Source organism: Chromobacterium sp., from assembly GCF_041912965.1.
Lineage (GTDB): Bacteria > Pseudomonadota > Gammaproteobacteria > Burkholderiales > Chromobacteriaceae > Chromobacterium > Chromobacterium aquaticum.
On sequence record NZ_JAYSGF010000023.1, the window covers coordinates 48,424 to 73,534 of the forward strand.

A 25,111-nucleotide genomic window follows, 5' to 3' on the forward strand; every position below is an offset into this window, starting at 1 on the left:
GGCAAGCCGGTAAACTGCCGGGCATCGATTCCACAAAGCGGCCGGCATGCGCATTCTTCACACCTCGGACTGGCACCTGGGCCAGCATTTCATAGGCAAGACCCGGCAGGCGGAACATCAGGCCTTCATTCACTGGCTGTTGGAACAGGCAGAATGCCAGCAGGCCGACGCGGTGCTGGTGGCTGGCGATATTTTCGACACTGGCGCGCCGCCCAGCTACGCGCGCGAGCTCTACAACGGCCTGATCGCCGCCGCCCACCGCGCCGGCGTGCAGCTGGTGTTGCTGGGCGGCAATCACGACTCCGTGGCCACGCTGGCGGAAAGCCGCGCCTTGCTGTCCTATCTGTCCGCCAGCGTGGTGCCGGCGCTGAGCGCCGACCCGGCCGAGCAAGTGCTGATTCTCAGGCGCCGCGACGGCGAGCCGGGCGCCTTACTGTGCGCGTTGCCCTATATCCGCCCGCGCGACGTGCTGCGCAGCCAGGCCGGCCAAAGCGCCGAACACAAGCAGCAGTCGCTGCAGGACGCGATCCGCGAACGCTACCAACAGGTGTATCAGCAAGCGCAGCGCCGCCGCGATGAGCTGGGCCTGGCGCTGCCCATCATCGCCAGCGGCCATCTGACCACGGTGGGCGCCAGCGCCAGCGAGTCCGTGCGCGAAATCTACGTCGGCGCGTTGGAAGCCTTTCCCAGCAACGCCTTCCCGCCGGCCGACTATATCGCCCTCGGCCACATCCACCGGCCGCAGCAAGTGGGCGGCCATCAGCACATCCGTTACAGCGGCTCGCCCATCCCGCTCAGCTTCGACGAAGCCGGACAGCGCAAGGAAGTGCTGCTGGTGGAACTGGACGAGAATGGCCTTCGCCAGGTCCAGCCGCTGCCGGTGCCATGCTTCCAGCCCTTGTGCTCGGTGCGCGGCAGCCTGGCGCAACTGCCGGCGCTGCTGGCGCGGGCGGCCGAGGCCGGCAGCGCCGAGCGCCCGGTATGGCTGGAAGTGGTGGTCGGCGTCGACGATTATTTGAGCGATCTCGCCGCGCGCGTGCAGGCCTTGTGCGACGGCCTGCCGCTGGAGCTGCTGCGCGTGCGGCGCGAGCGTGGCCAGGCCGCCGCCGGCATGGCCGCGGTTGCAGGCGAAACCCTGGCCGAACTGACGCCGCTGGACGTGTTCGAGCGCCGGCTGGCGCTGGAAACGCTGGACGCGCCGCTGCAGGAGCAATTGCGGCTGCGCTATCGCGAAACCCTGGCCGCGCTGCAGGAGGAGCGGACATGAAGATACTGACGCTGCGCCTGAAAAACCTTAATTCGCTGCAAGGCGAGTGGAAGCTGGACTTCAGCGCCGAACCCTTAGCCGGCAGCGGCCTGTTCGCCATCACCGGCCCCACCGGCGCCGGCAAATCCACCTTGCTGGACGCGATCTGCCTGGCGCTCTATCACAAAACCCCGCGGCTGGACGCCATCACCCAGGGCAGCAATGAAATCATGAGCCGCCACGCGGCCGACTGCCTGGCGGAAGTGGAGTTCGAGGTCAAGGGCCGGCGCTACCGGGCGTTCTGGAGCCAGCGCCGCGCCCGCGACAAGGCCGACGGCGCGCTGCAAGCGCCCAAGGTGGAATTGGCCGACGCCGATGGTGAAATCCTCAGCAGCCAGGTGGCGGACAAGCTCAAACGCATCGAAGGCATCACCGGCCTGGATTACGCGCGCTTCACCAAATCCATGCTGCTGGCGCAAGGTGGTTTCGCCGCCTTTCTCAACGCCGACGCCAACGCGCGCGCCGAACTGCTGGAAGAACTGACCGGCAGCGAAATCTACGGCCTGATCTCGCAGCGGGTGTTCGAGCGCGCGCGCGACGCGCGCTTGGAGCTGGAGCAATGGCAGGCGCGCGCAGACGGGGTGGAGTTGCTGGACGCCGCGCAACGCGAGGAGATGACGGCGCGGCTGACGGAGCGGGGCGCGGCCGCGACGCGGGCGCAGCAGGCCTGGGAACAGGCGCGGCAACGCTGGCAGCTTGGCGAGGAAGCGGAACAGGCGCGGCGGCACAGCGCCAGCGCCGAGGAGGCCTGGCGGCAGGCCTGCGAGCGCGAAGCGCAGGCGGAGCCGGAGCTGGAACGCTTGCGCCGCGACGAACCGGCGCAGCGGCTGCAACCGCCGTGGCGTGAAGCCGGCCTGGCGCGCGAGGAACAACAGCGGCTGGCGCAAGCAATACTGGCGCAGCAACAACGGCGGCAGGAACTGGAGCGGGAATGGCAGGCTGGTCACTGGCTGGCGCTGAGCCATGCGCGCCGGCTGGAGCAGACACAGCGCCAGCGCTTGGACGCGCAACAGGCCGAACTGGACGCGCAGGAGGCTGCCGCCGAACGGCTGCGCCACCATGCGCGGCTGGGCGAACTGCTGGAGCGCTGGGGCGCTGGCTTCGAGCAAGCGCGCGGTCTGGAGCAGCAACGCGAGGGCTGCGCCGCGCAGCTGGCGGCGGCGGACGAACAGATCCGGCGCGACGCGCAAGCGCTGGCCGAGCATACCGCGGACAGCGAGCGCGCGGAGCGGCTGCAGGCTGAAGCCGACGCCGCCTTGCAGCAGGCGCAAGCGGCGGCGCAAGAGGCGCTGGACGGCCGCGGCCTGGCCGATTGGCGCGAACAATGGCGGCAGGCGGTGCAACAGCGCGAAACCCTGCACCGGCTGACGACGCTGGCGGCGGATCTGCAAGCGCTGGAACAAGAACAGACGGCGCGCCAGACGCAAGGCGCGGCGCTGGAGACGGAGCGCGGGCAGGCGGACGCCGCGCTGCGGGGCTTGCGCGCCGATTACCGGCTGGCGCAGGAACACGTGGCGGACAAGCGCCGGCTGTTGGAGCAGGAACAGCGCATCCGCAGCCTGGAACAGCACCGCGCCGCGCTGCGGCCGGGCGAGGCCTGCCCATTGTGCGGCGCGCTCGAACACCCGGCGCTGGCGGCCTACCAGGCGCTGGATGTCGACGCCAGCGCGGCGGCGTTGCGGTTCAAGGAAGCCGCGCTGGAAACGCTGCGCGAGCAGGGACAGCAGGCGGCGGCGAAACTGGCGGGCCTGGAAGCGCGGCTGCGTCAGCTGGATGAACAGCGGCAACTACAGCAGGCGCGTGGCGCCGAGCTGAGCGGACAATGGCAGGACCTGGCCGCGTCGTGGGGCTTGGCCGCCGGGGATTGGAGGGGCGGGAAGCTAGAATCCGTGTGTCAGGACGCGGCGCGGCAGCAACAAGGGCTGGAAGGCGGCTTGCGCGCCGCCGAACTGGCCGAAGCCGCGCGGGAGCAGGCGCGCCAGCTGGCGCAGCGCCAGGGAGAGGCGGCCCAGGCCGCGCGCCAGCGCCTGGCCTTGCAGCGGCAAAGCCTGGACGCGGCGGAGCAGGCACGGCAGACGCTGCGGGAAGCGCTGCGGCGCCGCGAGGCGGAACAGCAAGAACAGGCCGGCCGCCTCGCCGCGGATATCGTCGCCGCCGGGTTTTCCGCGCCGCCTCCGGCGCAAGGGGAGGAGTGGCTGCGTCAACGCGGCGCGGACTGGCAAGCCTGGCAGGCATTGGAACAGCAGCGGCGTTCAGGCGCGGCCGCGGCGCAGACCCAGGCGGAAGCATGGCGTCAGGCCGGCCTCGCCGTCGCGGACTGGGACGCGCGCTGGCGGCTGCTGGGCCTGCCGGACGACGCGCCGCCGCCCCTTGCCGACGATGACGCCGCGGCCTGGCGCGCGGCCGTCGCCGTCTGCGAGGAGCTGGCCGGCGCGCGGGCGCAAAATCAGGGCGGCTTGGAACACCTGAGCCAGCTCGCGGAGCGCCAAGGCCTGCAAGCGGAGTCGGCGGCGCAGGCCTGGCAACAAGCCTTGGCCGCCAGTCCCTTCGCGGACGAAGCCGCCTTCCTGGCGGCGGCGTTGCCGGAGGCGGAGCGCGAGCGCCTGCGAGCGCTGGCGCGGGAGCTGGAACAGGAACGGCTGCGCGCCGCCGCGTTGCGGCAGCAGGCGACGGCGCGCCTGGAGGCCTTGCCGAGCCAGGCAGAAACGCCGCAGGAAACCTTGCGCGAGCAAATGCAGGCACTGGACGCGGAGCGGCAGCGGCTGGCCGAAGAGCAGGGCGCTTTGCGCGCCTTGCTGGACGACGATGCCCAGCGTCGCGACGGCCAGCGCGCGCTATTCGCCCGCATTGACGGCCTGCGCGCCGACGCCGATGTCTGGCAGCGGCTCAGCGGCCTGATCGGCTCCGCCGGCGGCGACAAATACCGTCGCTTCGCCCAGGGCCTGACGCTGGACCACCTGGTGGCGCTGGCCAACCGCCATCTGCAGCGCTTGCATGGCCGCTACTGGCTGCGCCGCCGCGCCGGCGGCGAACTGGAGCTGGAAATCGTCGATGGCTGGCAGGGCGACGCCGCGCGCGACACCCGCACCCTGTCCGGCGGCGAAAGCTTCCTGGTCAGCCTGGCGCTGGCGCTGGCCTTGTCCGACCTGGCCAGTCACAAAACCTCGATCGATTCGCTGTTTCTGGACGAAGGCTTCGGCACCCTGGACGGTGAAACGCTGGAACTGGCGCTGGACGCGCTGGACGCGCTCAACGCCGGCGGCAAGACCATAGGCGTGATCAGTCATGTGGAGGCGTTGAAGGAACGCATCCCGGTGCAGATACGGGTAAGCAAGACCGGCGGCGTGGGCTGGTCCACGCTGACGGTCGGCGCTTGAGCAAGGGCCTGTTCATGGCGGCGCGCTAGATCGCGACAGCGTGAACAGGCCCTTCAAGTCAGGGATGAACGCCTTCTCAGAACCTGTTTACGATCTCGCGAGCTAAGGCGAGACAAGGCGAAAACGAGCGAAAAAGCGGAATGTACTGGTGGTACATGAGCATTTTGAGCTTGGTTTCAACGCCCATTTCTATCCATCCCGCCGACGCGCAGCAGATCGTAAACAGGTTCTCAGCCGGCGGCGAAGTCGCTGAGCGCGGCGCCTTCCATGCGGTAGCGCACCCATTCCGCCTGCGGTTTGGCGCCTATGGACAGGTAGAAGTCGATGGCGGGCTGGTTCCAGTCCAGCACGCTCCATTCAAAGCGGCCGCAGCCCTGTTCCACCGCCAGCCGCGCCAGGTGGCGCAGCAGCTGCTTGCCGGCGCCGCAGCCGCGCTGCCGCGGCGAGATGTACAGATCCTCCAGATACAGGCCCTTCTTGGCCAGCCAGGTGGAATAGCTGTAAAAGTACACGGCGTAGCCGGCCGGCTCGCCGTCCACCTCGCAGATCAGCGCCTGCCCCGAGCTGTCCGCGCCAAACAGGCTGGCGACGATGTCATTCTCGGTGGCGGCGACTTGATCGCCGGCGCGTTCGTAAACGGCCAGCTCCTTGATGAAATGCAGGATCAGCGCGGCGTCTTGCGCCTGGGCGGGGCGGATATGGATGGACATGGTGATGACTCGTCGGTTTGAAATGGAATAAGACCGTATACTACGATCAACGCAAACTGCACACGCTGCATTGTTTTCAAGTCATGATGAATATCCTGCATTCAGACCTGCGCCGGCTGGATCTCAACCTGCTGCTGGTTTTCGACGCGCTGCTGCGGCGGCGTTCGGTCAGCGCCGCCGCCGACGAACTGGCGATGAGCCCGTCCGCGCTCAGCCATGCGCTGGCGCGGCTGCGCGCCGCGCTGGGCGACGACCTGTTCGTGCGCATCGGCCACGCGATGCAGCCCACCGCCTATGCCGAGCGCCTGGCCAGCGCGGTGAGCGCCGCGCTGGAGACGCTGTCGCAAGGCCTGGCCGAGGCCGGCGGCTTTCAGCCGGAGCGCAGCGAGCGAGCCTTCGTGATCGCGGTCACCGACTACACCGCCTTCGCGGTGATGCCGCGCTTGCTGGCGCGCCTGCAACTGGCCGCGCCGTCTGTGCGCTTCAAGCTGGTGCATTCGCGCGGGCGCGAATCCGCCGAGGACCTGGCCGCCGGCCGCATCGACTTCGCGCTGGGCTATGTGGAGGATATCGCCGAGCCGGCGGCCGGCATTGAAAGTTTCGACTGGCTGGAAGACCGCTATGTGGCCATCGCCAGCCGCGGCCATCCCGGCATTCGCGACCACCTCAGCCTGGCGCAATACCTGGCGGCGCGCCACGTGGTGGTGACGCCATGGGACGAAACCCGCGGCGGCATAGACCGCGCGCTAGAGCGGCAGGGCCTGCGCCGCGACGTGGCGCTGCAATTGCCGTCGGTGCTGGCCGCGCCCTTCATCATCGCGGAAACCGAATGGATCATGACGCTGCCGCGCCTGGCGGCGCGAACCTTGAGCCAGGCCGCGGCCATCGTCCTCCACGACGCGCCGTTCGACATTCCGTGCTACACCCTCAAGGTGTACAGCCATGCGCGCCATGGCCGCAGCGCCGCCCACGATTGGCTGCGGGCGCAATTGCGCGCCTGCGCCCCCTTGCTTCAGGCTTAGCCAGCCGATCAGCGCCGTCTTGATGTCCGTCATGGTCTTCCCCATGAGCGAAGCGCCCCTGGGCGCAAGGACGGGCTGGGCGGCAACGGAACTGGAAATGCGATTATCATGTGGCTTCAATCATGCGCGGCCAAGCCGGGCCATCGCCCGGGGCGGTTGCGCCAGGAGAAGCCGATGCAAGCAGAATGGAGCGACCTGGACCGCTATTACACCACCGCGCTGCAAGTGGAGGACCGCGCCTTGAATGGCGCATTGGCCGCCAATGCCGCCGCCGGCCTGCCGGCGCAAGACGTATCGCCTTTGCAAGGGCGCTTTCTGCATATTCTGGCGCGGCTGATGCGGGCGCGGCGGGTGCTGGAGATCGGCACCCTGGGCGGCTACAGCACCATCTGGCTGGCGCGGGCGCTGCCGGCAGACGGCCGGGTGGTGACCTTGGAAGCCAACCCTGCGCACGCGGACACGGCGCGGGCCAATCTGGTCGCCGCCGGCGTGGCGGACAAGGTGGAGCTGCGGGAAGGGCCGGCGCTGGACAGCTTGCCGCTGCTGGCCGGGAGCGAGCCCTTCGACCTGATCTTCATCGACGCCGACAAGCCCAACAACCCGGCCTATCTGGAATGGGCGCTGAAACTGGCGCGCCCCGGCGCCGCCATCGTCGGCGACAATGTGGCGCGCGGCGGCGCGGTGGCCAATGTGGTCAGCCAGGACCCCAGCGTGCACGGGGTGCGCCGCTTCCTGGAAGACATGGGCGGCGAGCCACGGCTGACCGCCACCGCGCTGCAAACCGTGGGCGTCAAGGGCTGGGATGGTTTTTCCATCGCCATCGTCAACGCCACGGAGTGAGGCCGCGCCTGTACCCGTGAATCCGCGCTCAGCCGCCGCTGGATTCCAGTGCCGGGTCCGCCGCCGTCCCCTCCGCTTGTTCTTGTCCAACGCCGCGAAGGAACAGCGCCACCACCAGCGCGCTGGCCACGGTCAGGCCGGACAGCACCGTCAGCAGGCGTTGGAAGGCGGCGGCGTAAGCCTGGGACAGCGCCTCCGGCGCGAGGCCGGGCAGCAGCTCGCCAACGGCGGCCAGCTTGCCCAGCGCGCCCTGACTGGCGGCCGTGGCCAGCGCCTGGGGCACCGCGGCGGAGATCAGGGCCAGACGCTGTTGCAGCAGCGCCGCCAGCAGCGCGCCCACCAAGGCCAGCGCAATGCCTTCGCCGGCTACCCGCGTGGTGCTGAAAATGCCGGCGGCCATGCCGGCGCGCTCCTTGGGCACCACGCTGACCGCCAGGCCGTCCATCAGGCCCCAGGGCAGGCTGATGCCCACGCCTATCAACAGCAGCGGCCACAAGGTCTGCTGCAGCGCGGACACTTGCGGATAGCGGCTGAGCCACCACAGGCCGGCCGCGCACAGCAGCAGGCCGCCGGCGGACAACGTCGCGGCGGACAGCCAGCGCGTCAGCCAGGCCGCGCACAGCGGCAGCGCCAGCATGGGCGCGGACAAGGCCAGCATCACCCGGCCTGCCTCCGCCTCGCTGACGCCTTCCGCGCCCACCAGGCGCAGCGGCAGCAGCACCAGCAGCACCACGAAGGCGTAAGCCGGCGCGGCGGCCAGGCATTGCACACCGACGAAGCGCGGATAGCGGAACAGGCTCAGGTCCAGCATCGGCCGCGCCGCGCGCCGCTCCAGCGCCACGAACAGCCAGAACGCGGCTACGGAGCCCAAGAGCAGGGCAATCACCCGCGGGCTGCTCCAGCCCAGCTCCGGCGCCGCCAGCGCGCCGTAAGTCAGCAGGCTCAGCGCCAGCGTGAAGCTGAGCGCGCCCGGCCAATCCAGGCCGGCGGCCTGCGGGTCGCGCGATTCGCGCATGCAATAGGCGGCCAGGCCCAAGGCGAGCAGGCCTACCGCGCCGGCCAGCACGAAGATCGCGCGCCAGCCCAACGCCTGGATCAGATAGCCGCATAGCAAGGGGCCAAAAGCCAGGCCGATGCCGAAGGTGGTGCCGATCAGGCTGAAGGCGCGCGTGCGTGCCGCGCCGGCGAAGCTTTGCGCCAGCGCCGCCAGGCCGCTGGCGAAGGACAGCGCCGCGCCCAGACCCTGGGCCGCGCGCAGCAAATCCAGCCACAGCAGGCTGCCGGCCAGGCTCAAGCCCAGCGAGGACAGGAAGAACAGGCCGACGCCGAGCAGAAACACCCGCTTGCGGCCGTATTGATCGGCCAACGCGCCGGCGGCCATCAGGCTGCCGCCGAAGGTGAGCATGAAAGCATTGGTGACCCAGGTCAGCGCCAGCGCGTCGCCGCCCAGCTCGCGGCCTATGGCGGTCAGCGCCAGCGCCGGGCCGGTGAAGCTGAGCGGCATGGCCAGGGCGGCCAGGCATACCGCGGCCAGGGTCAGCAGATTGGCGCCCTGGGAGGGCGCCGGTTTGGAAAGATGCATGAGTTCGCCTTTTCAAAGAGTGGGGCAAGCGCCCGCGCGGCGCGGAGCCGGCGGGCTGATGCGGATGGTCATTGGGCGAACACATGATAATTTGGCGGCAATTGACGAAAAACAGGCGATGTGTCCAAATTAAGCGGACAAAAACTCCTCAATAAGGATGTGGGCATGGATAGTTTGAGTAGCCTAGCCGCCTTCGTGCGCGCCGCGGAGGCGCAAAGCTTCGTCGGCGCCGGCCGCGCGCTGGGAGTGTCCTCGTCCGCCGTGGGCAAGAGCGTGGCGCGGCTGGAAGAAAAACTGGGGGTGCGGCTGTTCCAGCGCAGCACCCGCCATGTGCGGCTGACGGCGGAGGGCGAGCTGTTCTACGAACGCTGCCGCCGCATCCTGGACGATATCGACGACGCCGAGGCCGAACTGGCGCAGAGCCGCGCCGCGCCGCGCGGCAAACTGCGGGTCAGCCTGCCGGTGGTGGGTTATCGTATGCTGCTGCCCATCTTGCCGGACTTCATGCAGCGCTACCCGGAAGTGGAACTGGACCTGGATTTCTCCGACCGCATGGTGGACGTGATAGAAGAAGGGCTGGACGCGGTGGTGCGCAGCGGGCCATTGGCGGATTCCCGGCTGATGGCGCGGCCCTTGGGGCCGTTCCGTCTGCTGGTGGTGGGTTCGCCGGGCTATCTGCGCGAGCGCGGCACGCCGCAAAGCCCGGAGGACCTGGCCCATCACGCCTGCCTGCGCTACCGCTTCCCCAGCACCGGCAAGCTGCAGACCTGGGCATTGAACGGCGTGCCGGCGGGCCAGGACTGGCCGCCCAGCAGCGCCATGAGCTGCAACAATATCGAGGCGTTGATCTGCGCCGCCAGCCAGAATCAGGGCTTGGCGTATCTACCGGACTTTATCGTGCGCGACGCGCTGGCCGCCGGCCGGCTGCAAATCGTGCTGGAGCCCTACCTGGGCCAGACCGGCATGTTCCATGTGCTGTGGCCGTCCAGCCGCCAGTTGTCGCCCAAGCTGCGCGTCTTCGTCGATTTTCTATGCCAGCGCTTGTTCGCGCCGGCGGGCGAGGCTGTGTGAGCGCCGCCTACACGCCGCGCTGACGGCGGAAAGCCCACCAGCCAGCCAACAGGCTGAAGCTGGCCACCAGCAGCACCAGCACCCAGAAGCCGTGAGGATGATTGGCCAGCGGCACGCCGCCCACATTCATGCCGAAGAAGCCGGCGACGATATTGATGGGCAGCGCCAACACCGTCACCAGCGTCAGCGTGAACAGGGTGCGGTTGCTCTGCTCGTTCAGGCGCGCCGCCAGCTCCTCCTGCAAGAGCTTGATCCGTTCCACCAGCGCGGCCAAATCGTTCAGCGTCAGCGCAAACTCCTCGGACGATTGGCGCAGCGCTTGCGCGTCGGCCGCGTCCAGCCAGGCCGGCGGCCGGTTCAGCAGCCGGAACAGCGCGCTGGGCTCGGGCGCCAGCAGGCGCTGCAAGCGCACCAGGGAACGCCGCATCGCCGCCAGCTGAGCGCGCTGATCGTCCAGCCTTTGCGCCAGCAGCCTGTCCTCCAGCACATCCACCTGCGCGCCGCTGGCGCGCACAATGCCGGCCAGCGCGTCCGCCTGGTTCTGCAGCAAATGCACCAGCAAGGCCGCCGGCGAGCGGAAGGCCGCGCCGGCGCGCACCGCCGCGCGCAGCCGGTCCACCGAATGCAGCGGCTTGACGCGCGCGGTGATCAGCACCCGCGGACGCGCATGCGCCCACAAGGTGGCGATATCCGACGAGGCCAGGCCAAAGCTGAAAGCCACATCGTTGATCACCGCAAGCAAGGCCTGATCCAGCAACTCGATGCGGGTGGAGTTGGAGCCGCCGCGCAAGGCCTCGAAAAAATCCTCCTGCAAGGGCAGGGCCGCGCGCAGCCAGCGCTCGCTGGCGGCATTGGCCAGATTGAAATGCAGCCATAGAAAGGCGTCGCCGTCCGGCGGCGCGCACAGCCAGGCTTGCGCCTGGGCGGAATCGATTTCCTCGCCGGCGCCACCCGGATGAAAACAAAAGCCGCAGATCAAGCCGGCCTGGTCCGAGCCGTATTGCTGCTGGGTAATGGGGTGGTTCATGGCGCGCGGCCGGGATGATGGCATACCGCTCAGCTTAGGCGCGGCGGATGACGGACGGGTGACAATAAGATGACGGGCGGCCTTGGCGCCCGTTCAAGGCCTCGTCTTGAAGTGAGCCAACGCCGCGTTTTTGAGTAGCTGTTTTTCTTGTTTGGGAGAATGAAAAAGTGGGGGTATGCGGCGGGCGAGCTTATGCTGAGCGGAGATGAAAACGCCGCAGTAAAACAAGGCGGCGAATAAGCCTTCCGTGATCAGGGCGGAGACAAAGGACATCCCTAATGCAACAAGATGGGAGGAAGCTGCAGGGTGATAGTTCCTTAATAAAAACCCGGACAATATCGAGACAAAAAATATAAGTTGCAGCGCGATGCTTTGCCCGCTCTGGCCTAGCTTATTGATAAAAAAAGCTTTGCGATCCGTAATGGTGTTGACAATGAGAAAAATGGACACGCCACCCTTTTTCGAAAACTCGCTTATGGTCAGCGCGACGGCTTCGTCAAACCTTTTAATATGGATTTTAAGGCTATTAATGGGAATGAGAAAAAACAAAAACCAGCAAGCCATTGCGGGCATGGCGGGCTTGCCAATGTAGTAGGCGGCGGTAATGAAAATGCTGGGAAAAAGCAGCGCCGACAGTGCGAGTGTGGCGAAGGAAATGGCTCTGGCGACAATGGTTTTTTTCTGAACCGCCATGACCCAGAGATTGATTCCGGTGAGAAGAATGGCGATGACGAGATAGACTGAGGCCATGGCCAATGAGGTTTTTACATTTGAATGGCTCGCCTTATACGTCATGGCAAGAGCAGAGGGAACCATCAGCCATGAAAAAAATATGGTCGCCACGGACGGCGCGTTTGGCGATGGCGTTATGTTTTTTGGTTTAGCCATGGGTGTTTAAAAAATTGTATGGGCTCATGGGTTCATTGAGGCATCGCGATAATAGGGATCTCCAGGGGCGACTGGGCATTGCTTTTCCACATTCTCGGGCCAGACAGGGATGCTACTTGTCCGCATGGCAAGCCATCTGCCAGGATAGGTGGCTATATAGATCAATAAAAACACCAGTCTCACCGACAAGGGCGTGGAGTTTACATAAAAATCATTGCGCTGCACACCAAAGCAAAAGGCTTCTCTTTGGTTGGCAATCGGCAGGCAAGCCTTGACTTCCTGGATGACGCTGGCCGGGCCTTCTTCCATATAGCGGCGGATGAACTCCCAATGCTGTTTCAGCAGCTCCCGGTCTTTCGCCCCCACCGCCAACTCTGAGAAGGCGAAAGTGGCGGACACCTTGCCTTCCACATCCAGCTTGTGGCCTTGAATCTCCCAGGTGTTGCTTTTGCCCAGGCCCAGGCAAAAAAAGCTGTGGTCCCAGTCAAACTCCACGATCTTTCCCCCAGGCTGAAACGCGAATATTTTCCTGGATTTCCTGTTCAGCCGAATCGGGTAGTGGGTCAGCGCGAAGGCCTCTTTTCTTAACAGCCAGATCAAGGCGCTGCCTATCAAGCCGGGGCCGAACAGCAGCAGCAACACGGCCTGGGTCCAGGCCTGCTGCGGGGAATAGTAGGGGCTGGGACTGGCGCCGCTGGCAATCAGGATGAAATCCAGCGCGATAGAAGCGCAGCCGATGGGAATGATGTAGAAGCAGGCCAGCAGCACGCTGCTCATCACGCCCTTCCAGCGGAAATACTTGTCCACCAGTTCTAGATAAGTGCCGTTGATCCTGATCACGGCCAACTGATAAGCCAGCGGCAAATCCAGTTTCTGGTGGATGTTCAGGGCGTGCTCAAGCTCCAATCGGGTCAAGGGGCGATTGATGGCGTATTTTTGATATAAGCCGGTATATTCCATGGTGGTGAGAGCGTAATGGACGGCATACCGTCCAGATTGGGTTCAGTAGTTGAAGTACATCACGCCGAACGCACCGGGGTCGCCGGGTTTGCGTTTGGTTTTTTTGGGAAGGTCGATGTTGTCAGGGTCAGACAATTCCATGGTTTTGAATACTTGTGTGGCCGCATTGACAAACATCATGAATCTTTTCCCGGTTACGAAAGAATATAGTCCAAATAAAGTGTAGAAAAATATGCAGGTGTATATGTAGTCAAAGCCAAAGAATAGTTTAATTAAATCGTAACTGGTGAAAATATTTACGATAAAAATAAATGCGGGAAATAATAAAAACAACATGAAAGATACGGAAAGTGCCCACCATTTTATAATGTTTTTTATATGCGCATTTTTTCCTCTGGAGCAATGGGGGTAGAGCGCAATGATCCTATCTTTAGGTCGTAGTATTGCCACAATTTCAAAATAATCATCTCGTTGTGTTCCTATGACTTCCACTTCATCGCCTGCTTGAAAGGGGCTAAACCAGACCCAGCCTTTCGCTAGCTGGCCATTGACCTTCATCTCTACATAGTCGGCCTCTTCGCGTAGGTTTGCCGCATCTCTTGCCGTACTTGCGGCGATACCGGCTGCACCTGCTAGTGCGCCGGCTATGGCGGCTAAGCCCATGATGCTGCGATCATGGTCGGTAAAAAAGAAATTGGCCAGTTCTCTGGTTTTTTTGTAGTGCGATATTTTTCCACTGATTTTGCTTAGCTCCATCGTTGATGGGGTGGGCGCTAAGCTGCTAGGTGGTGATATCGCCATGTCGGGAAGCTCAATAGTTGAAATACATCACGCCAAATGCACCTGGGTCGCCAGGCTTGCGTTTTGTGTGTTTGGGTAGGTCGATATTATCGGGGTCTGGCAACCCTAATACTTTAAAGACCTGTGTGGCCGCGTGCACATACATCATAAATTTTCTTCCAGTAACGAGTGAGTATGTTCCTAGGAATAGATACATAAATATAGTCGCATATAAATACTCTGTCCCAAAAAAAGTAAACGGTTTCTCTTTTCCGCCGATAAGATCAAATATTGTAAATAATATCGGGATAAACACGGCAACCAAGAAAGTTGTTGCTATGAACCACCACTTGATGATGGTGGTGATGTGAGATTTTTTGCCGCGAGAGCAATGTGGGTATAGGGCGATGGTGCGATCTTGAGGTCTCGCAATGGCGATTATTTCAAAGTAATCCCCTTGATGCGTGCCAATTAGTTCTACTTCATCTCCATTTTTAAACGGGCTAAACCATACCCAACCTTTGGCAGGTTGCCCATTAATCATCATTTCGACATAGTCCGCCTGCTCGCGTAGGTTGGCTGCATCTCTGGCCGTGCTTGCTGCGATGCCCGCTGCACCTGCGAGTGCTCCTGCGATAGCGGCCAAGCCCATGATGTTGCGGTCGCGGTCGGTAAAGAAGAAGTTGGCCATCTCCCGCGATTTTTTGTAATGGGAGATCTTGCCACTGATTTTACTCAGCTTGGTATCTATGAAGGCGGCTTCATGTGTCAAAGCTGTGTCTTCATGTATTCGTTGACGCGTCACGATAGTAGGGGTCCTCTGGAGCTGCTTGGCATAGGGCTTCAAGCTCAGCCGGCCACTCTGGGGTTTTACTGGCCTGCATGGCGATCCAGCGAGCGGGGTAGATCAATAAATAAAACGCCAGAAGAATCAATTGAAGTGGGAACGGAATGCCACTTAAAATATAACGCATCCGTAACATCGCAAAGATGAAGGTTTCTTTTGTTTTGGCGATGGGAAGGCAGGCTTCAATTTCGGATGCTATCTCGGAAGGGCCATTTTCCATATAAGTTCTGACAAATTCCCAATAACTCAGCAATTGTTGCCGGTCTTGTTCTCCGACACCAACTTCAGAAAAGGAAAAAGTATCGGTGACGGTCTTCCGAGCTGCATCAAGAATGTGCCCTTGTATTTCCCAGGTTTGGTTTTTTACGCGGCCAAAGCAAAAAAATATATCATCCCATTTTGAGCTGTTTATGCTGCCATCTTGTCGAAAGAAGTGAACCTTGCCATTCAGTCGATCAAGCAAAATGGGGTAGTGAGTAAAGCCGAGATCCTTATGCAGCATCCAGAGGTTCAGTAGCGCAACAGGTATAGCCATCAGTAGAATGGCTAGCAAAAACCCCCAGTCACCAGCAAGACCAGTTGGCTTTTCATGGCTGATTAAAATGTTGCCGATAAGCATCCAGGCAATGAGAGCAAGCCCAGCACCCGCCGCAAAGGTTAGCAGCCCTTTCCATAGAAAAAACTTGTCCACGAGCTGCATGCTTTTCGAGTTGATCGAAATAACGCTTAGCTGGTGATGAGGCGGTTTGCCGGTGCCTTCTTTCTGATGGAGCTGGAATGTTCGCTCATGGGCGGAAAGAAGGCGGTTTAGCTTGTACTTGGGTACTTTGCCGGTGTACTCCATCTTAACTGACTCGCATCTTTACTACGGGTTGCTGGAGGCGTCCTTGAAGTAGGGGTCATTCGGCTCGACAGGGCATTGCTCTTCAATCTCTCGCGGCCATTGCGGGATTTTGCTGTAATGCATGGCTAGCATGCGGCCGGGGTAGTCCATCAGGTAATACATAATCATAAAGGGGCTGAATGCAGACCCGAGGGAAAAAGCTAGGCGGTGATAGCTGAAGGCCAGTGTTTCTTTCTGGTCCTTGATAGGCAAGCAGCCAGTAATGATGTCAATTACGCTGGCTGGGCCATCTTCCATATAGCGGCGAATAAATTCCCAATACCCTTTGCCGCTTTCTTTTTCCTCGAGTCCATAAGCCAAGGCAGGTAGGGCGAAAGTCTCCAGCACGGTTTCTCCATCATCAGCCAGGATATGGCCTTGGATCTCCCAGAACTTGCTAGTGACTGAAGCTTGAGTGAAAAACACCTGATCCCAGTTTGCAGTAAGGACGCTTCCATTCAAACGGAAGGCATGAATTTTACGAGTTTTTCTGTTAAATCTTGTCGGGTAATGAGTGAGTTGTATTTCTTTTCTAATGGAACTAATAAAAAGCCAAATCAAAGGACTAGAAGCAGTTAACGCAAAAACCAAGAAAAACCAGGCTTCAGGATTGTCATTTTTTTCAAATACTATGAGGTAAGAAATGGCTGTTAAAAGAATTGTAAGCATGGTTAAAAATACGCAACAGACCGTTGTTAGTCCTCCCTTCCAAAAGAAAAACTTGTCAACTATCTCTAGGTGGTTTGAGTTGATTTCAATAACGGTCAACTCATGGGCAATTTTTATATTGAGCCTCTTGTCTTGGCGTAGCTGGTTTTCCCTATCCTGCGAGGAGAGCAGTCGATTAACTTTGTGTTTTTTCAGTAACCCAGTATATTCCATTTAATGAAGCTCTTACCTTTAATTCGGGTTGCTGGTAGCATCCTTGAAGTAGGGGTCATTCGGCTCGACGGGACATTGCTCTTCGATTTCTCGCGGCCATTGCGGGATTTTGCTGTAATGCATTGTTAGTATGCGACCGGGGTAACATATGGTATAGTATAGGAGCATAAATAGACTGGGGCCTCCCAATGAATATGCTAGTCGTTGATAGCTAAATTTTAAGGTTTCTTTCTTTTTCTTGATGGGGAGGCAGGCAGTGATGTTGTCAATCACACTGGCGGGGCCTTCTTCCATGTAACGTCGTATGAATTCCCAGTACCCTTTGAAGTCTTCTTTCTCCTCGACACCATATGCCAATGCGGGTAAGGCAAAGGTTTCTAATATGGTTTCTCCATCTTTGTCTAAAATATGGCATTGAAACTCCCAGTACTTCCCAGATACTGAGACCTGAGTGAAAAATACTTGGTCCCAGTCCGCTGTTAAAATTTTACTATCTGGACGGAAGGCAAAGATTTTTCTGGATTTTCTATTGAATCTTATTGGGTAGTGGGTAAGATTTATTTCTTTGTGAATTGAGTTGGAGAGCAAAAAAATTAAAGGGCTGAATACGGCGAAAACAAACAATAAAGCAAGCCATGATTCAAAATCATTTAGTCTTTCTGTAATTGCGACTTTTAAAAATGCAAGCAACAGAACTGCAATGAGTGTCAGTAATATTGTGCAGGCAGTAGTAAGCCATCCCTTCCAGAAAAAGAACTTATCAACAACTTCAAGGTAGCTTGAGTTGATCTCAATGACTGTGAGTTCGTGGCCAATTTTTATATTGAGTCTCTTATCTTTTTGTAATTGATTTTTCCTATCCTCTGAAGATAGTGGCCGATTAATTTGGTAATTTTTCAGTAGGCCCGTATATTCCACGTGATAAGCCCTAAAATGATCGATGCATCGAACATGGCGGCTAAGCCTATGATACTACGGTCATGGTCGGTAAAGAAGAAGTTGGCCATCTCCCGCGATTTTTTGTAGTGCGATATTTTTCCGCTGATTTTGCTTAGCTCCATTGTTGATGGAGTGGGCGCTAAGCTGCTGGGTGGTGACGCGGCCATGTCGGGAGGCTCAATAGTTGAAATACATCACGCCAAATGCACCGGGGTCGCCTGGTTTACGTTTGGTACACTTGGATAAGTCCGTATTATCGGGGTTTGGAAGCTTCATCGTTTTGAAAATTTGTGTCGCCGCATTAACAAACACCATGAATTTTTTTCCAGTTACAAATGAATACACCCCAAACAATGCGTAGGAAACAATGCCGACGTATATGTAATTAAAGTTGATGAGTGACTTGAAGAGCTCAGATGAGATAAGTAGATCGATAATAAAAAGGAAGGCTGGAAATGCGATCCATAGCATAAAGGATACAGAGAGCGCCCACCATTTTATAATATTTTTTATATGTGCATTTTTTCCTCTGGAACAATGTGGGTAGAGTGCGATTACTCTATCCGCTGGTCGTAATATTGCTACAATCTCAAAGTAACCCTCTTGTTGCGTTCCTATAACTTCCACTTCATCGCCCGCTTGAAATGGGCTAAACCAGACCCAGCCTTTTGCCAACTGTCCATCGACTTTCATTTCAACGTAGTCAGCTTCTTCGCGTAAATTTGCTGCATCTCTAGCCGTGCTTGCAGCCATGCCAGCTGCTCCGGCTAGTGCTCCAGCTATGGCGGCTAAGCCCATGATGCTGCGATCATGGTCGGTAAAAAAGAAATTGGCCATTTCTCGCGATTTTTTATAGTGAGAAATTTTTCCGATGATTTTGCTTAGTGTGATGCTGGGTGTGATAGGAGCTAAGCTGGTTGAGCGAGATATGGCCATGATAGAGTAGGATCTAGTAATTGAAGTACATCACACCGAATGCTCCAGGGTCACCTGGCTTACGCTTAGTTTGTTTGGGAAGGTCTATTTTGTCAGGCTCGCTTAGGTTTAGAGCTGTAAAAATTTGTGTGGCTGCATGGGCATACATCATGAATTTCCTGCCATAAATAAATGCATATGCTCCTAATAGAATGTACATCGTTAGTGCCACATATAGATAGCTGCTATCGGCGAGCGTGGAGAAAACATGTTTTCCATTGATTAAATCCACTACTGCAAAGGCAAATGGAACAAGTATGCCAACTAAAAAGGATATTGATATCAATGACCATTTAACAACGGCATTGACGTGAGCCTTTTTTCCCCTAGAACAATGCGGGTAAAGTGCAATGACTCTATCCTTTGGGCGGGTGATCGCGATAAACTCAAAAAAATCAGCATGTTGAGTTCCAACTACTTCGACTTCATCGCCATTTTCAAATGGGCTAAACCAAACCCACCCTTTGGCTGGCTGGCCATTAATCTTCATTTCAATATAATCAGCCTGCTCGCGTAGGTTGGTTGCATCTCTGGCAGTGCTTGCTGCAATACCCGCTGCACCTGCGAGTGCTCCTGCGATGGCGGCCAAGCCCATGATGTTGCGGTCGCGGTCAGTAAAAAAGAAGTTGGCCATCTCCCGCGATTTTTTGTAGTGCGATATTTTTCCGCTGATTTTGCTTAGCTCCATCGTTGATGGAGTCGGTGCTAAGCTGCTAGGTGGTGACATCGCCATGTCGGGAGGCTCAATAGTTAAAATACATCACGCCAAATGCACCTGGATCGCCAGGCTTGCGTTTTGTAAGTTTGGGTAAGTTGATGTTGTCAGGCTCTTGTAAACCTAATGCTTTAAAAACTTGAGTAGCAGCATGTACATACATCATGAATTTCTTACCGTTTACAAATGCAAAGGTTCCAGTCAGTAGACTTATCCCGATGGTAAAGTATGGGAAAGCTGTTGTGGATACGAAGTAGTCCATGCCATCGTTGGCAAGGGCTGCTATGGCAATATCAAAAACGATTGCAAAAATAATTGCCGCTGAGGTAATAAAAAACCACCATTTTATAATATTTCTTATATGAGCTTTTTTTCCTCTTGAGCAGTGAGGGTAAAGTGCTATAGTCCTATCTTTTTTTCGGGCTATTGCAATGAGTTCAAAGTAATCGTGTCGCTGATTTCCAATAACTTCAACCTCATCTCCATCTTGGAATGGGCTAAACCAAACCCACCCTTTAGCTAGTTGTCCATTAATTTCCATCTCAACATAGTCGGCTTGCTCGCGTAAGTTGCTTGCATCCCTAGCGGTGCTGGCGGCCATGCCGGCAGCGCCAGCCAGAGCACCCGCAATGGCTGATAGGCCCATGATGTTGCGGTCGTGGTCAGTAAAGAAAAAATTGGCCATCTCTCGCGTTTTTTTGTAACGGGAAATTTTGCCGTTAATTTTGCTTAGTTGCATTGTTGGCGTAGAGTAACTAAGTCGTTTTTTACAGACATGGTTATGCCTGGGCCAGGGTCAGTAGTTGAAGTACATTACGCCGAATGCACCAGGATCACCCGGTTTGCGTTTGGTTAGCTTGGGGAGGTCTATGTTTTCTGGGTTGCTTAGGCCTAGGATTTTAAATATTTTTTTGGATGCCTGAGTGAATATGAGGAATTTTTTGCCATAGATGTACGTGAATACTCCAAAGAACATATAGAATCCAATGGAAATATATAGGTACCCTGTTTCAAGGAAAATGTATTTTTCTTGGCTGGGAGATATAAGTTCGAATAATATGAAAGTTGCTGGAATTAGAATGGTTAGGAGAAATGTGACAGAGTAGAGCCACCATTTTATGATGTTTTTTATGTGCGCGCGTTTGCCTCTTGTACAGTGAGGGTAAAGTGAAATAATTCTGTCTTTGGGGCGAGCTATTGCAATTATTTCGAAATGATCATGGTGTTGGGCGCCAATTACATCAACAATATCACCATCTTTGAATGGGCTAAACCAAACCCAGCCTTTGGCAGTCTGTCCATTGATTTTCATTTCGACATGATCGGCTTGTTCGCGTAAGTTGGCTGCGTCCCTAGCAGTGCTTGCCGCCATTCCCGCTGCTCCGGCAAGTGCTCCAGCAATTGCGGCTAGTCCCATAATATTTCGATCGTAGTCCGAAAAGAAAAAATTAGCCATTTCTCTATTTTTCTTATAATGGGAAATTTTTCCGCTAATTTTGCTTATTTCAAAATTTGTTGTTTGAGAAATGCTCGAATTCATATGCGTAGCCTTTCTAGGTTTTATCTTTAGCCGTAGATTTTGTAAATATTTTTTCAAGCGACTGATTAAGGTCGGCAATGTTTTTAGGTGCTTTGCTGTTTTTGTGATCTAGCCCGAAAGGTGTCTGGCTAATCCATATTTGTAGATCATCTTCCTCTAGCACCCATATAATTCCTTGTATTGCGAATACGCCGAGGCTGATCCAGCTTCCAATGGCCATAAATACAATACGAGTTGCAAGAATTGCTGTGGCACGGGCCCCAAGCATCGTCGCAGCTTCTGCTGCGGCAACATTGCCGCTAACTCGCATGATTACTGGGGCTGCATAGGTGAATGTTGATAGGCCTGATATGGTAAGGCCTGCGACTCCAGCACCTATCTTAGCTGCATAAAGGTATGAGATGACTGTTTGTCCTTTTTGACGAGCACCGTCAAATGCTAACAAATCTTGGTAGACCCCAATCCCATTTGATGCTGCCATCAGTAATCCCCCCATCAACTTCAGTCGTTGAATACTGCGGGCTTGTTCACCATTTTTTAATACCTGGCTTAAGGGTAAGCTAATTATGTCAATGGCTTGAGCGGTCAGCGCCATGGCGGAGGCGGCCAGGCTGGCGTAGACCGCGCTGTCTTTCTCATTTTGCAGCAGCAAACGGCCCAGGTAGACACCTTCTATCATCATTACCAGCAGCGTCAGGCGGGCGTCTTTGACCACTGAGAGATGGCCTTCAGGTTTCTCTACACGCAATCTGTCATAGGCTTGTTGCAGCTTTGCACCTTGCCCTTTACGGTATTCCGCTTCGTAGATGATGGCTTGCTTCAAGCGCCAGCGCTTTGCTTTTTTTGCATTCATGTCGCCACTACGGCGGTGTTGTTCTGCTTTACGCTTGATTGAGTCCGCGTACTCGGCAGCAACCAAGGCCTTGATGTCGGTGGTGCTGACCAGCGCGCGGCTGGCCAGCACCATTTGCAGCAGCTTTTCGCCCAGATAGATTTCCGTCTTGTCCAGTTTCAGGGCGGCGCCGGCGCGGCCGGCGGCCGGCGCGAAGGCCTTGACGATGGCGTTGCCGGCGGTAACGATCACATGGTCTATCTGCCCGGTGCGCGCGGTTTTGAGGCTGACGCCGAAGACGGTGTCGCCCTGCGGGCTGGCCGCGGCGATATTGGCCTTGTACAAGGCGGAGTTTTCCTTGTACATGTCCAGCAGTTTCTGGAAATAGTTCTTGGTGGTTTCTATGGTGCGCACCGCCGCGTCGCTGTACGGCGTGTCCTGATTCTGCTTGGCGTCCTTCAGCGCGGTTTTCAGCTCGGTTTCTATTTTCTTCTGATTGAGCGCCAGCGCGCGGTAAAGCACATTGTTGCGCGCTATCGCCACGTCCTTGGCCCAGGCGTCCAGCTTGGCCTGGCCGCTGACGGTGACGTTGATGCCGCTGATGGCGTGGCCGATGACGGCTTCGAACTCGATGCCGTCCTTGGGATCGGCGTCGTGGTAGTCCTCCAAGGTGTCCAAGAACAAGGGCGCTTGCAGCCAGCGCAGCAGGGAGGCCACGGTTTTGTTCTGGCGCGCGCCGATGGCGGCGTCCAGCTCGTTTTGGAATTTCTGGAAGTTGGACAGGCGGTCCGGGTCGATTTTCTTGCGGTATTTGGGCCAGCTGTGGTCGCCGGCCTGTTCGATGTTGTTGTCGTAGTTTTCGCCGCGTTTGGCGCGGAAGGCGGCCACCTTGGCCTTGAGCGCGGCGATCTGCTGGCCGCGTTGGGGTTCTGGGACGCGGCGCAGGTCGATGGCGTCCAACTCATTGGGCGCGATAGTGGCCGGGATTTGCCAGCCAGCCCATTGGTCCAGTAGATCGCATACCTCCAGGCGCTGTCGTTTCAACACAGGGTCTTGCAGCTTGGCGATGGCGGCGCGGCGCTGGGCCATGACGGTCGGGTTGTACCAACTGGCGGTATCGCGCCGCATCATATCGTCCTGGAACTTCTCCTGTCCTTCCTGGGCCTGGGCACTCAGCGATTTCCGGATGTTTTCCAATGCCTGGATCGCGTGCAGCTGGAAGCTACGCTCCTCTGCGAACAGCAAGGCCAGGCCGGCGCTGTCGTTGACATAGCCGTTAAGCTCTTGGGCGGTGCCGATGGCGTCCCACAGCGCCAGGATGTGCGGGGTATTGCTGCCGCTGCTTTTCTTGGCGCGCGCCTGCATGAATTGCAGGCTTTCCTCAGCCTTGCCGCGACGCGAGTGGATGGGGTAGCGCGTATAGTTTTTGTCCACCCGGGCCTTGTCGTAGCTGCCGTCTTCCTTGCTGAAGGTATCGGTCTTGGGGTCGTAGGCCAGTTGGGCGGGCTGGTAGCCGGGGTGGTATTCCATCACCGCTTCGATCGCGGCCTTGCTGGCGGTGGTGCCGTGGGCGTTGGAACTGCCGGCGGCCATGGCCTTGGGGTCTATGGCCTGCATGCGGGCGGCGCGCAGCTTGGCGTCCTGAGCATAGCGCTGCAGTGTCAGGTCGCCCCATTTGTATTCGCTGAAGGCGATCCAGGCCGGGCCGCATTTTTCCGGCTGTTCGATGATCAGGTGGTGCAGCCGGCTATTGCTGTGGCCGGCGGTGTTGCAAACCACGCTTTCCCCGGCCACTTTCGCCGCCTTGGGCGAGGGCTGCTTCAGCAGGATGCCGTCTTCGGTGACGCTATAGCATTCCCATAGATTGGAGCCGCGTGCGTGCTTGGAGTAAAACAGGTAGACGAAGCCGGCGCGCAGGGTGCGCAGCGCGTAATGGAAGTCCGCGTCCAGCGCGATGTCTTTGACTTTATCGGCACAGGCCCAGGCGGGCAGGGTGGCTTTCACCGTTTTGGGCACCGGCGCGTAGCGTACCGGCATGATGGGCAGGCCGCTGGCCTGACAGGCTTTACACAGTTGGCTCATGATTGGCTGTGGTCCGAGATATGAGGTGCGTGATGTCGGCTGCGCTCAGGCGCTGGCGGCGATGGCCGCCCAGTCGGCTTCGCTGAGCGAATCCGTCAGCCCGCTGTAGAAGTCGTCCGCTTCGCGTTCCGCCAGCAGCGCTTGTACGCGGGGGTGCAGATAGAAACGGGGGTGCACTGTGATGGCGTGCAGGGCGAAGCGGGACAAGTCCTCCTCGTCGTCAAAGCCCAGCGCGCTGGCATGGCGCAAGGCGGAGAACGCGTGCAGGCGCGCGGTTTCCAGCTTGCCGCCGTCACACTCCGGCGCTAGCTCGCGCCAGGCCAGCAGCGCGCGGTTGAGCGGGCCGATGCGGGCGAGGTCTTCCCACAAGGCTGGCTCCCAGCGCGAGAGCGGGCGCGGCGCGCCCGCGACGGTTTGCGCCGGCTGCAGGCAGATGAGTTCGCCGGCCGGGTCCAACAGCCACCAGCGCTTGATCGAGCCCAAGAGGCCGTGCTGCTGCGCGGTATTCAGCAGCGGCCACAGCGCCCAGCTCACCGCCGGGTCGTGCAGGCGCAGCAGGTGGGTCTCGCCATTGGAGTTGCGGCGTATCATCTGGCGGCCGATATGGGCGGCGGCCAGTTTGGCGGAGCCGGCGATTTCCAGCCAGCCGGCCACGCGCCGGCCTTGCCCCAGCGCCAGCGCGTCCGGCTCGGCTTCCGCCAGCGCCTGGGCGATGCTGTCGGCCAGCGCTGGCGCGCCGGCGTTCAGCGGCAGCCAGGCCGGCTGGCGCGCCGGGTCCAGTTGCGGATGTTTCAGCGGCAGTAGCAGGCCTTGCTGCCGGGCTTGCTCGTTCAGTTCGGCTTCGGCGCCCGCCAGCGGGCGGCTGGGCGCGTCCAGGGCCAGCAGCAGTTGTGCGCCGGTGTGCAGGCGGTCTTGCAGCTGTTGCAGAATGGCGGCGTGTTTGGCGGATGCTTGCATGGCTCAGCCCAGGCGCACGGTGGCGGATTGGGTTGCGGCGGCGCTGTCCAGCGCTTGCTCGCAGCCTTTGTTGAATTTGGGCAAGGGCGCATTCAAACTGGTGGGGCCGCTGAGGTTATGGCTGGCGCCTTTCACCGTCACGGTGCCGGGGCAGTGCACTTCGATGTCGCCGCCCTTGAGCCGGATATAGCCGCCGCCGGCGGTGACCAGGATTTCCTCCTTGGCGGTGACGACGATGCGTTCCTTGCAGGAGGTGATGGTGACGTCCTTGTCCGCGGTGACTTCTATGCTGTCGCTCTGCGCCTGCAGCTGCACCTTGCCCTTGGCGGCGATCAGCTTCAGCGCGATCTTGTCTTGCAGGCCGGTGACGAACAGGCTGATCTTGTCGCCGACATTGTGAATCCAGCGCCGGCCGCTGGTTTGATTGGTGTCGCGCTGCGCCACCAGGTCCAGATTGGTTTCCGCTGCCAGGGTATGGCTCTGTTGGCTCAGGCTGGCGATGCCGGCCGGCGCGGACAGGATGAGCAAGGGCTGGCGGCCGGAGATGTCCTGGCCGGTTTTGCCTTCCTTGTCGGTATTGGTTTCCGCCTCCCAGGCTTTCAGCGCCGCTTGCTGGTGCTGCAGGTGGCCGATCAACTGCTTGCCTTCCCGCTTATTGTCGTCGCCTATGCCTTCCGGCCCGGTTTCCATGGTGTCGGCTTGCTGGCCGCTGGCGGTGTCGGCCAGGCTTTGGCTCAGGGCCAGCGCCGCATCGAGCTGGCTTTGCGCTTGTTCGCGCGCCAGTTGTTTACCGGATGCGCCGTTCTGCGCTTCGGTGGACAGCAGCAGGCCGTGGCCGGCGCGGATCGCGCCGTGATGGTCGGTGCGCAGTTCGAAGCCGTCGCCGCGCGGTTCGG

The 25,111-nt window shown here is 59.0% G+C and carries 22 protein-coding genes; 5 read left to right on the forward strand and 17 right to left on the reverse strand.

The window, feature by feature from the left end; all coding sequences use genetic code 11:
* The first annotated feature begins 46 nt into the window (after window positions 1–46).
* Both sbcD and ACE3QM_RS13630 read left to right on the forward strand, forming a co-directional pair.
* Complete coding sequence (sbcD, locus tag ACE3QM_RS13625; RefSeq protein ID WP_374422573.1) at window positions 47–1,267, forward strand: exonuclease subunit SbcD; 1,221 nt, start codon at window positions 47–49, stop codon at window positions 1,265–1,267.
* Window positions 1,264–4,683 (forward strand): AAA family ATPase, encoded by a 3,420-nt coding sequence (locus tag ACE3QM_RS13630; RefSeq protein ID WP_374422575.1) that lies wholly within the window; start codon window positions 1,264–1,266, stop codon window positions 4,681–4,683. Before sbcD ends, ACE3QM_RS13630 begins: the two co-directional genes overlap by 4 nt.
* A 230-nt stretch (window positions 4,684–4,913) precedes the next feature.
* Here ACE3QM_RS13630 and ACE3QM_RS13635 read toward each other — a convergent pair whose 3' ends face one another.
* Window positions 4,914–5,393: an N-acetyltransferase family protein gene (locus ACE3QM_RS13635; protein WP_374422577.1), complete on the reverse strand. Its 480-nt coding sequence runs from the start codon at window positions 5,391–5,393 to the stop codon at window positions 4,914–4,916.
* An 83-nt stretch (window positions 5,394–5,476) separates the two neighbouring features.
* Here ACE3QM_RS13635 and ACE3QM_RS13640 point away from each other — a divergent pair, with 83 nt between their 5' ends.
* Together ACE3QM_RS13640 and ACE3QM_RS13645 are read left to right on the forward strand one after the other, a co-directional pair.
* Entirely contained in the window at window positions 5,477–6,415 is a 939-nt protein-coding gene (locus ACE3QM_RS13640; protein ID WP_374422579.1) for a LysR family transcriptional regulator, read from the forward strand.
* A gap of 174 nt (window positions 6,416–6,589) precedes the next feature.
* Window positions 6,590–7,255 carry an O-methyltransferase gene (locus ACE3QM_RS13645; RefSeq protein ID WP_374422581.1) on the forward strand — a complete coding sequence of 222 codons (666 nt, stop codon included), beginning with the start codon at window positions 6,590–6,592 and terminating at the stop codon, window positions 7,253–7,255.
* 28 nt (window positions 7,256–7,283) lie between these two features.
* Here the strand turns inward: ACE3QM_RS13645 and ACE3QM_RS13650 are convergent, their stop codons facing one another.
* Window positions 7,284–8,837: an MFS transporter gene (locus ACE3QM_RS13650; protein ID WP_374422583.1), complete on the reverse strand. Its 1,554-nt coding sequence runs from the start codon at window positions 8,835–8,837 to the stop codon at window positions 7,284–7,286.
* Between the two features lie 165 nt (window positions 8,838–9,002).
* Here ACE3QM_RS13650 and ACE3QM_RS13655 point away from each other — a divergent pair, with 165 nt between their 5' ends.
* The gene (locus ACE3QM_RS13655; protein WP_374422585.1) at window positions 9,003–9,908 is read left to right on the forward strand and encodes a LysR family transcriptional regulator; all 906 of its coding nucleotides are present in this window, start codon (window positions 9,003–9,005) and stop codon (window positions 9,906–9,908) included.
* 7 nt (window positions 9,909–9,915) lie between these two features.
* Here ACE3QM_RS13655 and ACE3QM_RS13660 read toward each other — a convergent pair whose 3' ends face one another.
* From ACE3QM_RS13660 to ACE3QM_RS13730, 15 genes are all read right to left on the reverse strand, one after another.
* Window positions 9,916–10,935 (reverse strand): transporter, encoded by a 1,020-nt coding sequence (locus ACE3QM_RS13660; RefSeq protein WP_374422587.1) that lies wholly within the window; start codon window positions 10,933–10,935, stop codon window positions 9,916–9,918.
* A gap of 93 nt (window positions 10,936–11,028) precedes the next feature.
* Window positions 11,029–11,823, reverse strand: coding sequence for a hypothetical protein (locus ACE3QM_RS13665; protein ID WP_374422589.1), 795 nt, complete (start codon window positions 11,821–11,823; stop codon window positions 11,029–11,031).
* Between the two features lie 24 nt (window positions 11,824–11,847).
* Window positions 11,848–12,783 carry a DUF6708 domain-containing protein gene (locus ACE3QM_RS13670; protein ID WP_374422591.1) on the reverse strand — a complete coding sequence of 312 codons (936 nt, stop codon included), beginning with the start codon at window positions 12,781–12,783 and terminating at the stop codon, window positions 11,848–11,850.
* Between the two features lie 42 nt (window positions 12,784–12,825).
* Window positions 12,826–13,584 carry a putative type VI secretion system effector gene (locus ACE3QM_RS13675; RefSeq protein ID WP_374422593.1) on the reverse strand — a complete coding sequence of 253 codons (759 nt, stop codon included), beginning with the start codon at window positions 13,582–13,584 and terminating at the stop codon, window positions 12,826–12,828.
* 10 nt (window positions 13,585–13,594) lie between these two features.
* Window positions 13,595–14,368 (reverse strand): putative type VI secretion system effector, encoded by a 774-nt coding sequence (locus tag ACE3QM_RS13680; protein WP_374422595.1) that lies wholly within the window; start codon window positions 14,366–14,368, stop codon window positions 13,595–13,597.
* Window positions 14,346–15,254: a DUF6708 domain-containing protein gene (locus tag ACE3QM_RS13685; RefSeq protein ID WP_374422597.1), complete on the reverse strand. Its 909-nt coding sequence runs from the start codon at window positions 15,252–15,254 to the stop codon at window positions 14,346–14,348. Before ACE3QM_RS13685 ends, ACE3QM_RS13680 begins: the two co-directional genes overlap by 23 nt.
* 21 nt (window positions 15,255–15,275) lie before the next feature.
* Window positions 15,276–16,175: a DUF6708 domain-containing protein gene (locus tag ACE3QM_RS13690; protein ID WP_374422599.1), complete on the reverse strand. Its 900-nt coding sequence runs from the start codon at window positions 16,173–16,175 to the stop codon at window positions 15,276–15,278.
* A gap of 18 nt (window positions 16,176–16,193) precedes the next feature.
* Complete coding sequence (locus ACE3QM_RS13695; RefSeq protein ID WP_374422602.1) at window positions 16,194–17,093, reverse strand: DUF6708 domain-containing protein; 900 nt, start codon at window positions 17,091–17,093, stop codon at window positions 16,194–16,196.
* 198 nt (window positions 17,094–17,291) lie between these two features.
* Window positions 17,292–18,050 carry a putative type VI secretion system effector gene (locus ACE3QM_RS13700; protein ID WP_374422605.1) on the reverse strand — a complete coding sequence of 253 codons (759 nt, stop codon included), beginning with the start codon at window positions 18,048–18,050 and terminating at the stop codon, window positions 17,292–17,294.
* Between the two features lie 13 nt (window positions 18,051–18,063).
* Window positions 18,064–18,816 carry a putative type VI secretion system effector gene (locus tag ACE3QM_RS13705; protein ID WP_374422607.1) on the reverse strand — a complete coding sequence of 251 codons (753 nt, stop codon included), beginning with the start codon at window positions 18,814–18,816 and terminating at the stop codon, window positions 18,064–18,066.
* 16 nt (window positions 18,817–18,832) lie between these two features.
* Window positions 18,833–19,543 (reverse strand): putative type VI secretion system effector, encoded by a 711-nt coding sequence (locus ACE3QM_RS13710; RefSeq protein ID WP_374422610.1) that lies wholly within the window; start codon window positions 19,541–19,543, stop codon window positions 18,833–18,835.
* 57 nt (window positions 19,544–19,600) lie between these two features.
* Entirely contained in the window at window positions 19,601–20,344 is a 744-nt protein-coding gene (locus ACE3QM_RS13715) for a putative type VI secretion system effector (RefSeq protein WP_374422612.1), read from the reverse strand.
* A 13-nt stretch (window positions 20,345–20,357) separates the two neighbouring features.
* On the reverse strand, window positions 20,358–23,258 hold the full coding sequence (locus ACE3QM_RS13720) for a T6SS effector BTH_I2691 family protein (protein WP_374422614.1): 2,901 nt from the start codon (window positions 23,256–23,258) through the stop codon (window positions 20,358–20,360).
* 45 nt (window positions 23,259–23,303) lie between these two features.
* Window positions 23,304–24,215: a hypothetical protein gene (locus ACE3QM_RS13725; protein ID WP_374422616.1), complete on the reverse strand. Its 912-nt coding sequence runs from the start codon at window positions 24,213–24,215 to the stop codon at window positions 23,304–23,306.
* Window positions 24,216–24,218: 3 nt separating this feature from the next.
* A partial coding sequence (locus ACE3QM_RS13730) for a DUF2345 domain-containing protein (protein WP_374422618.1) occupies window positions 24,219–25,111 on the reverse strand: 893 nt, incomplete at its 5' end.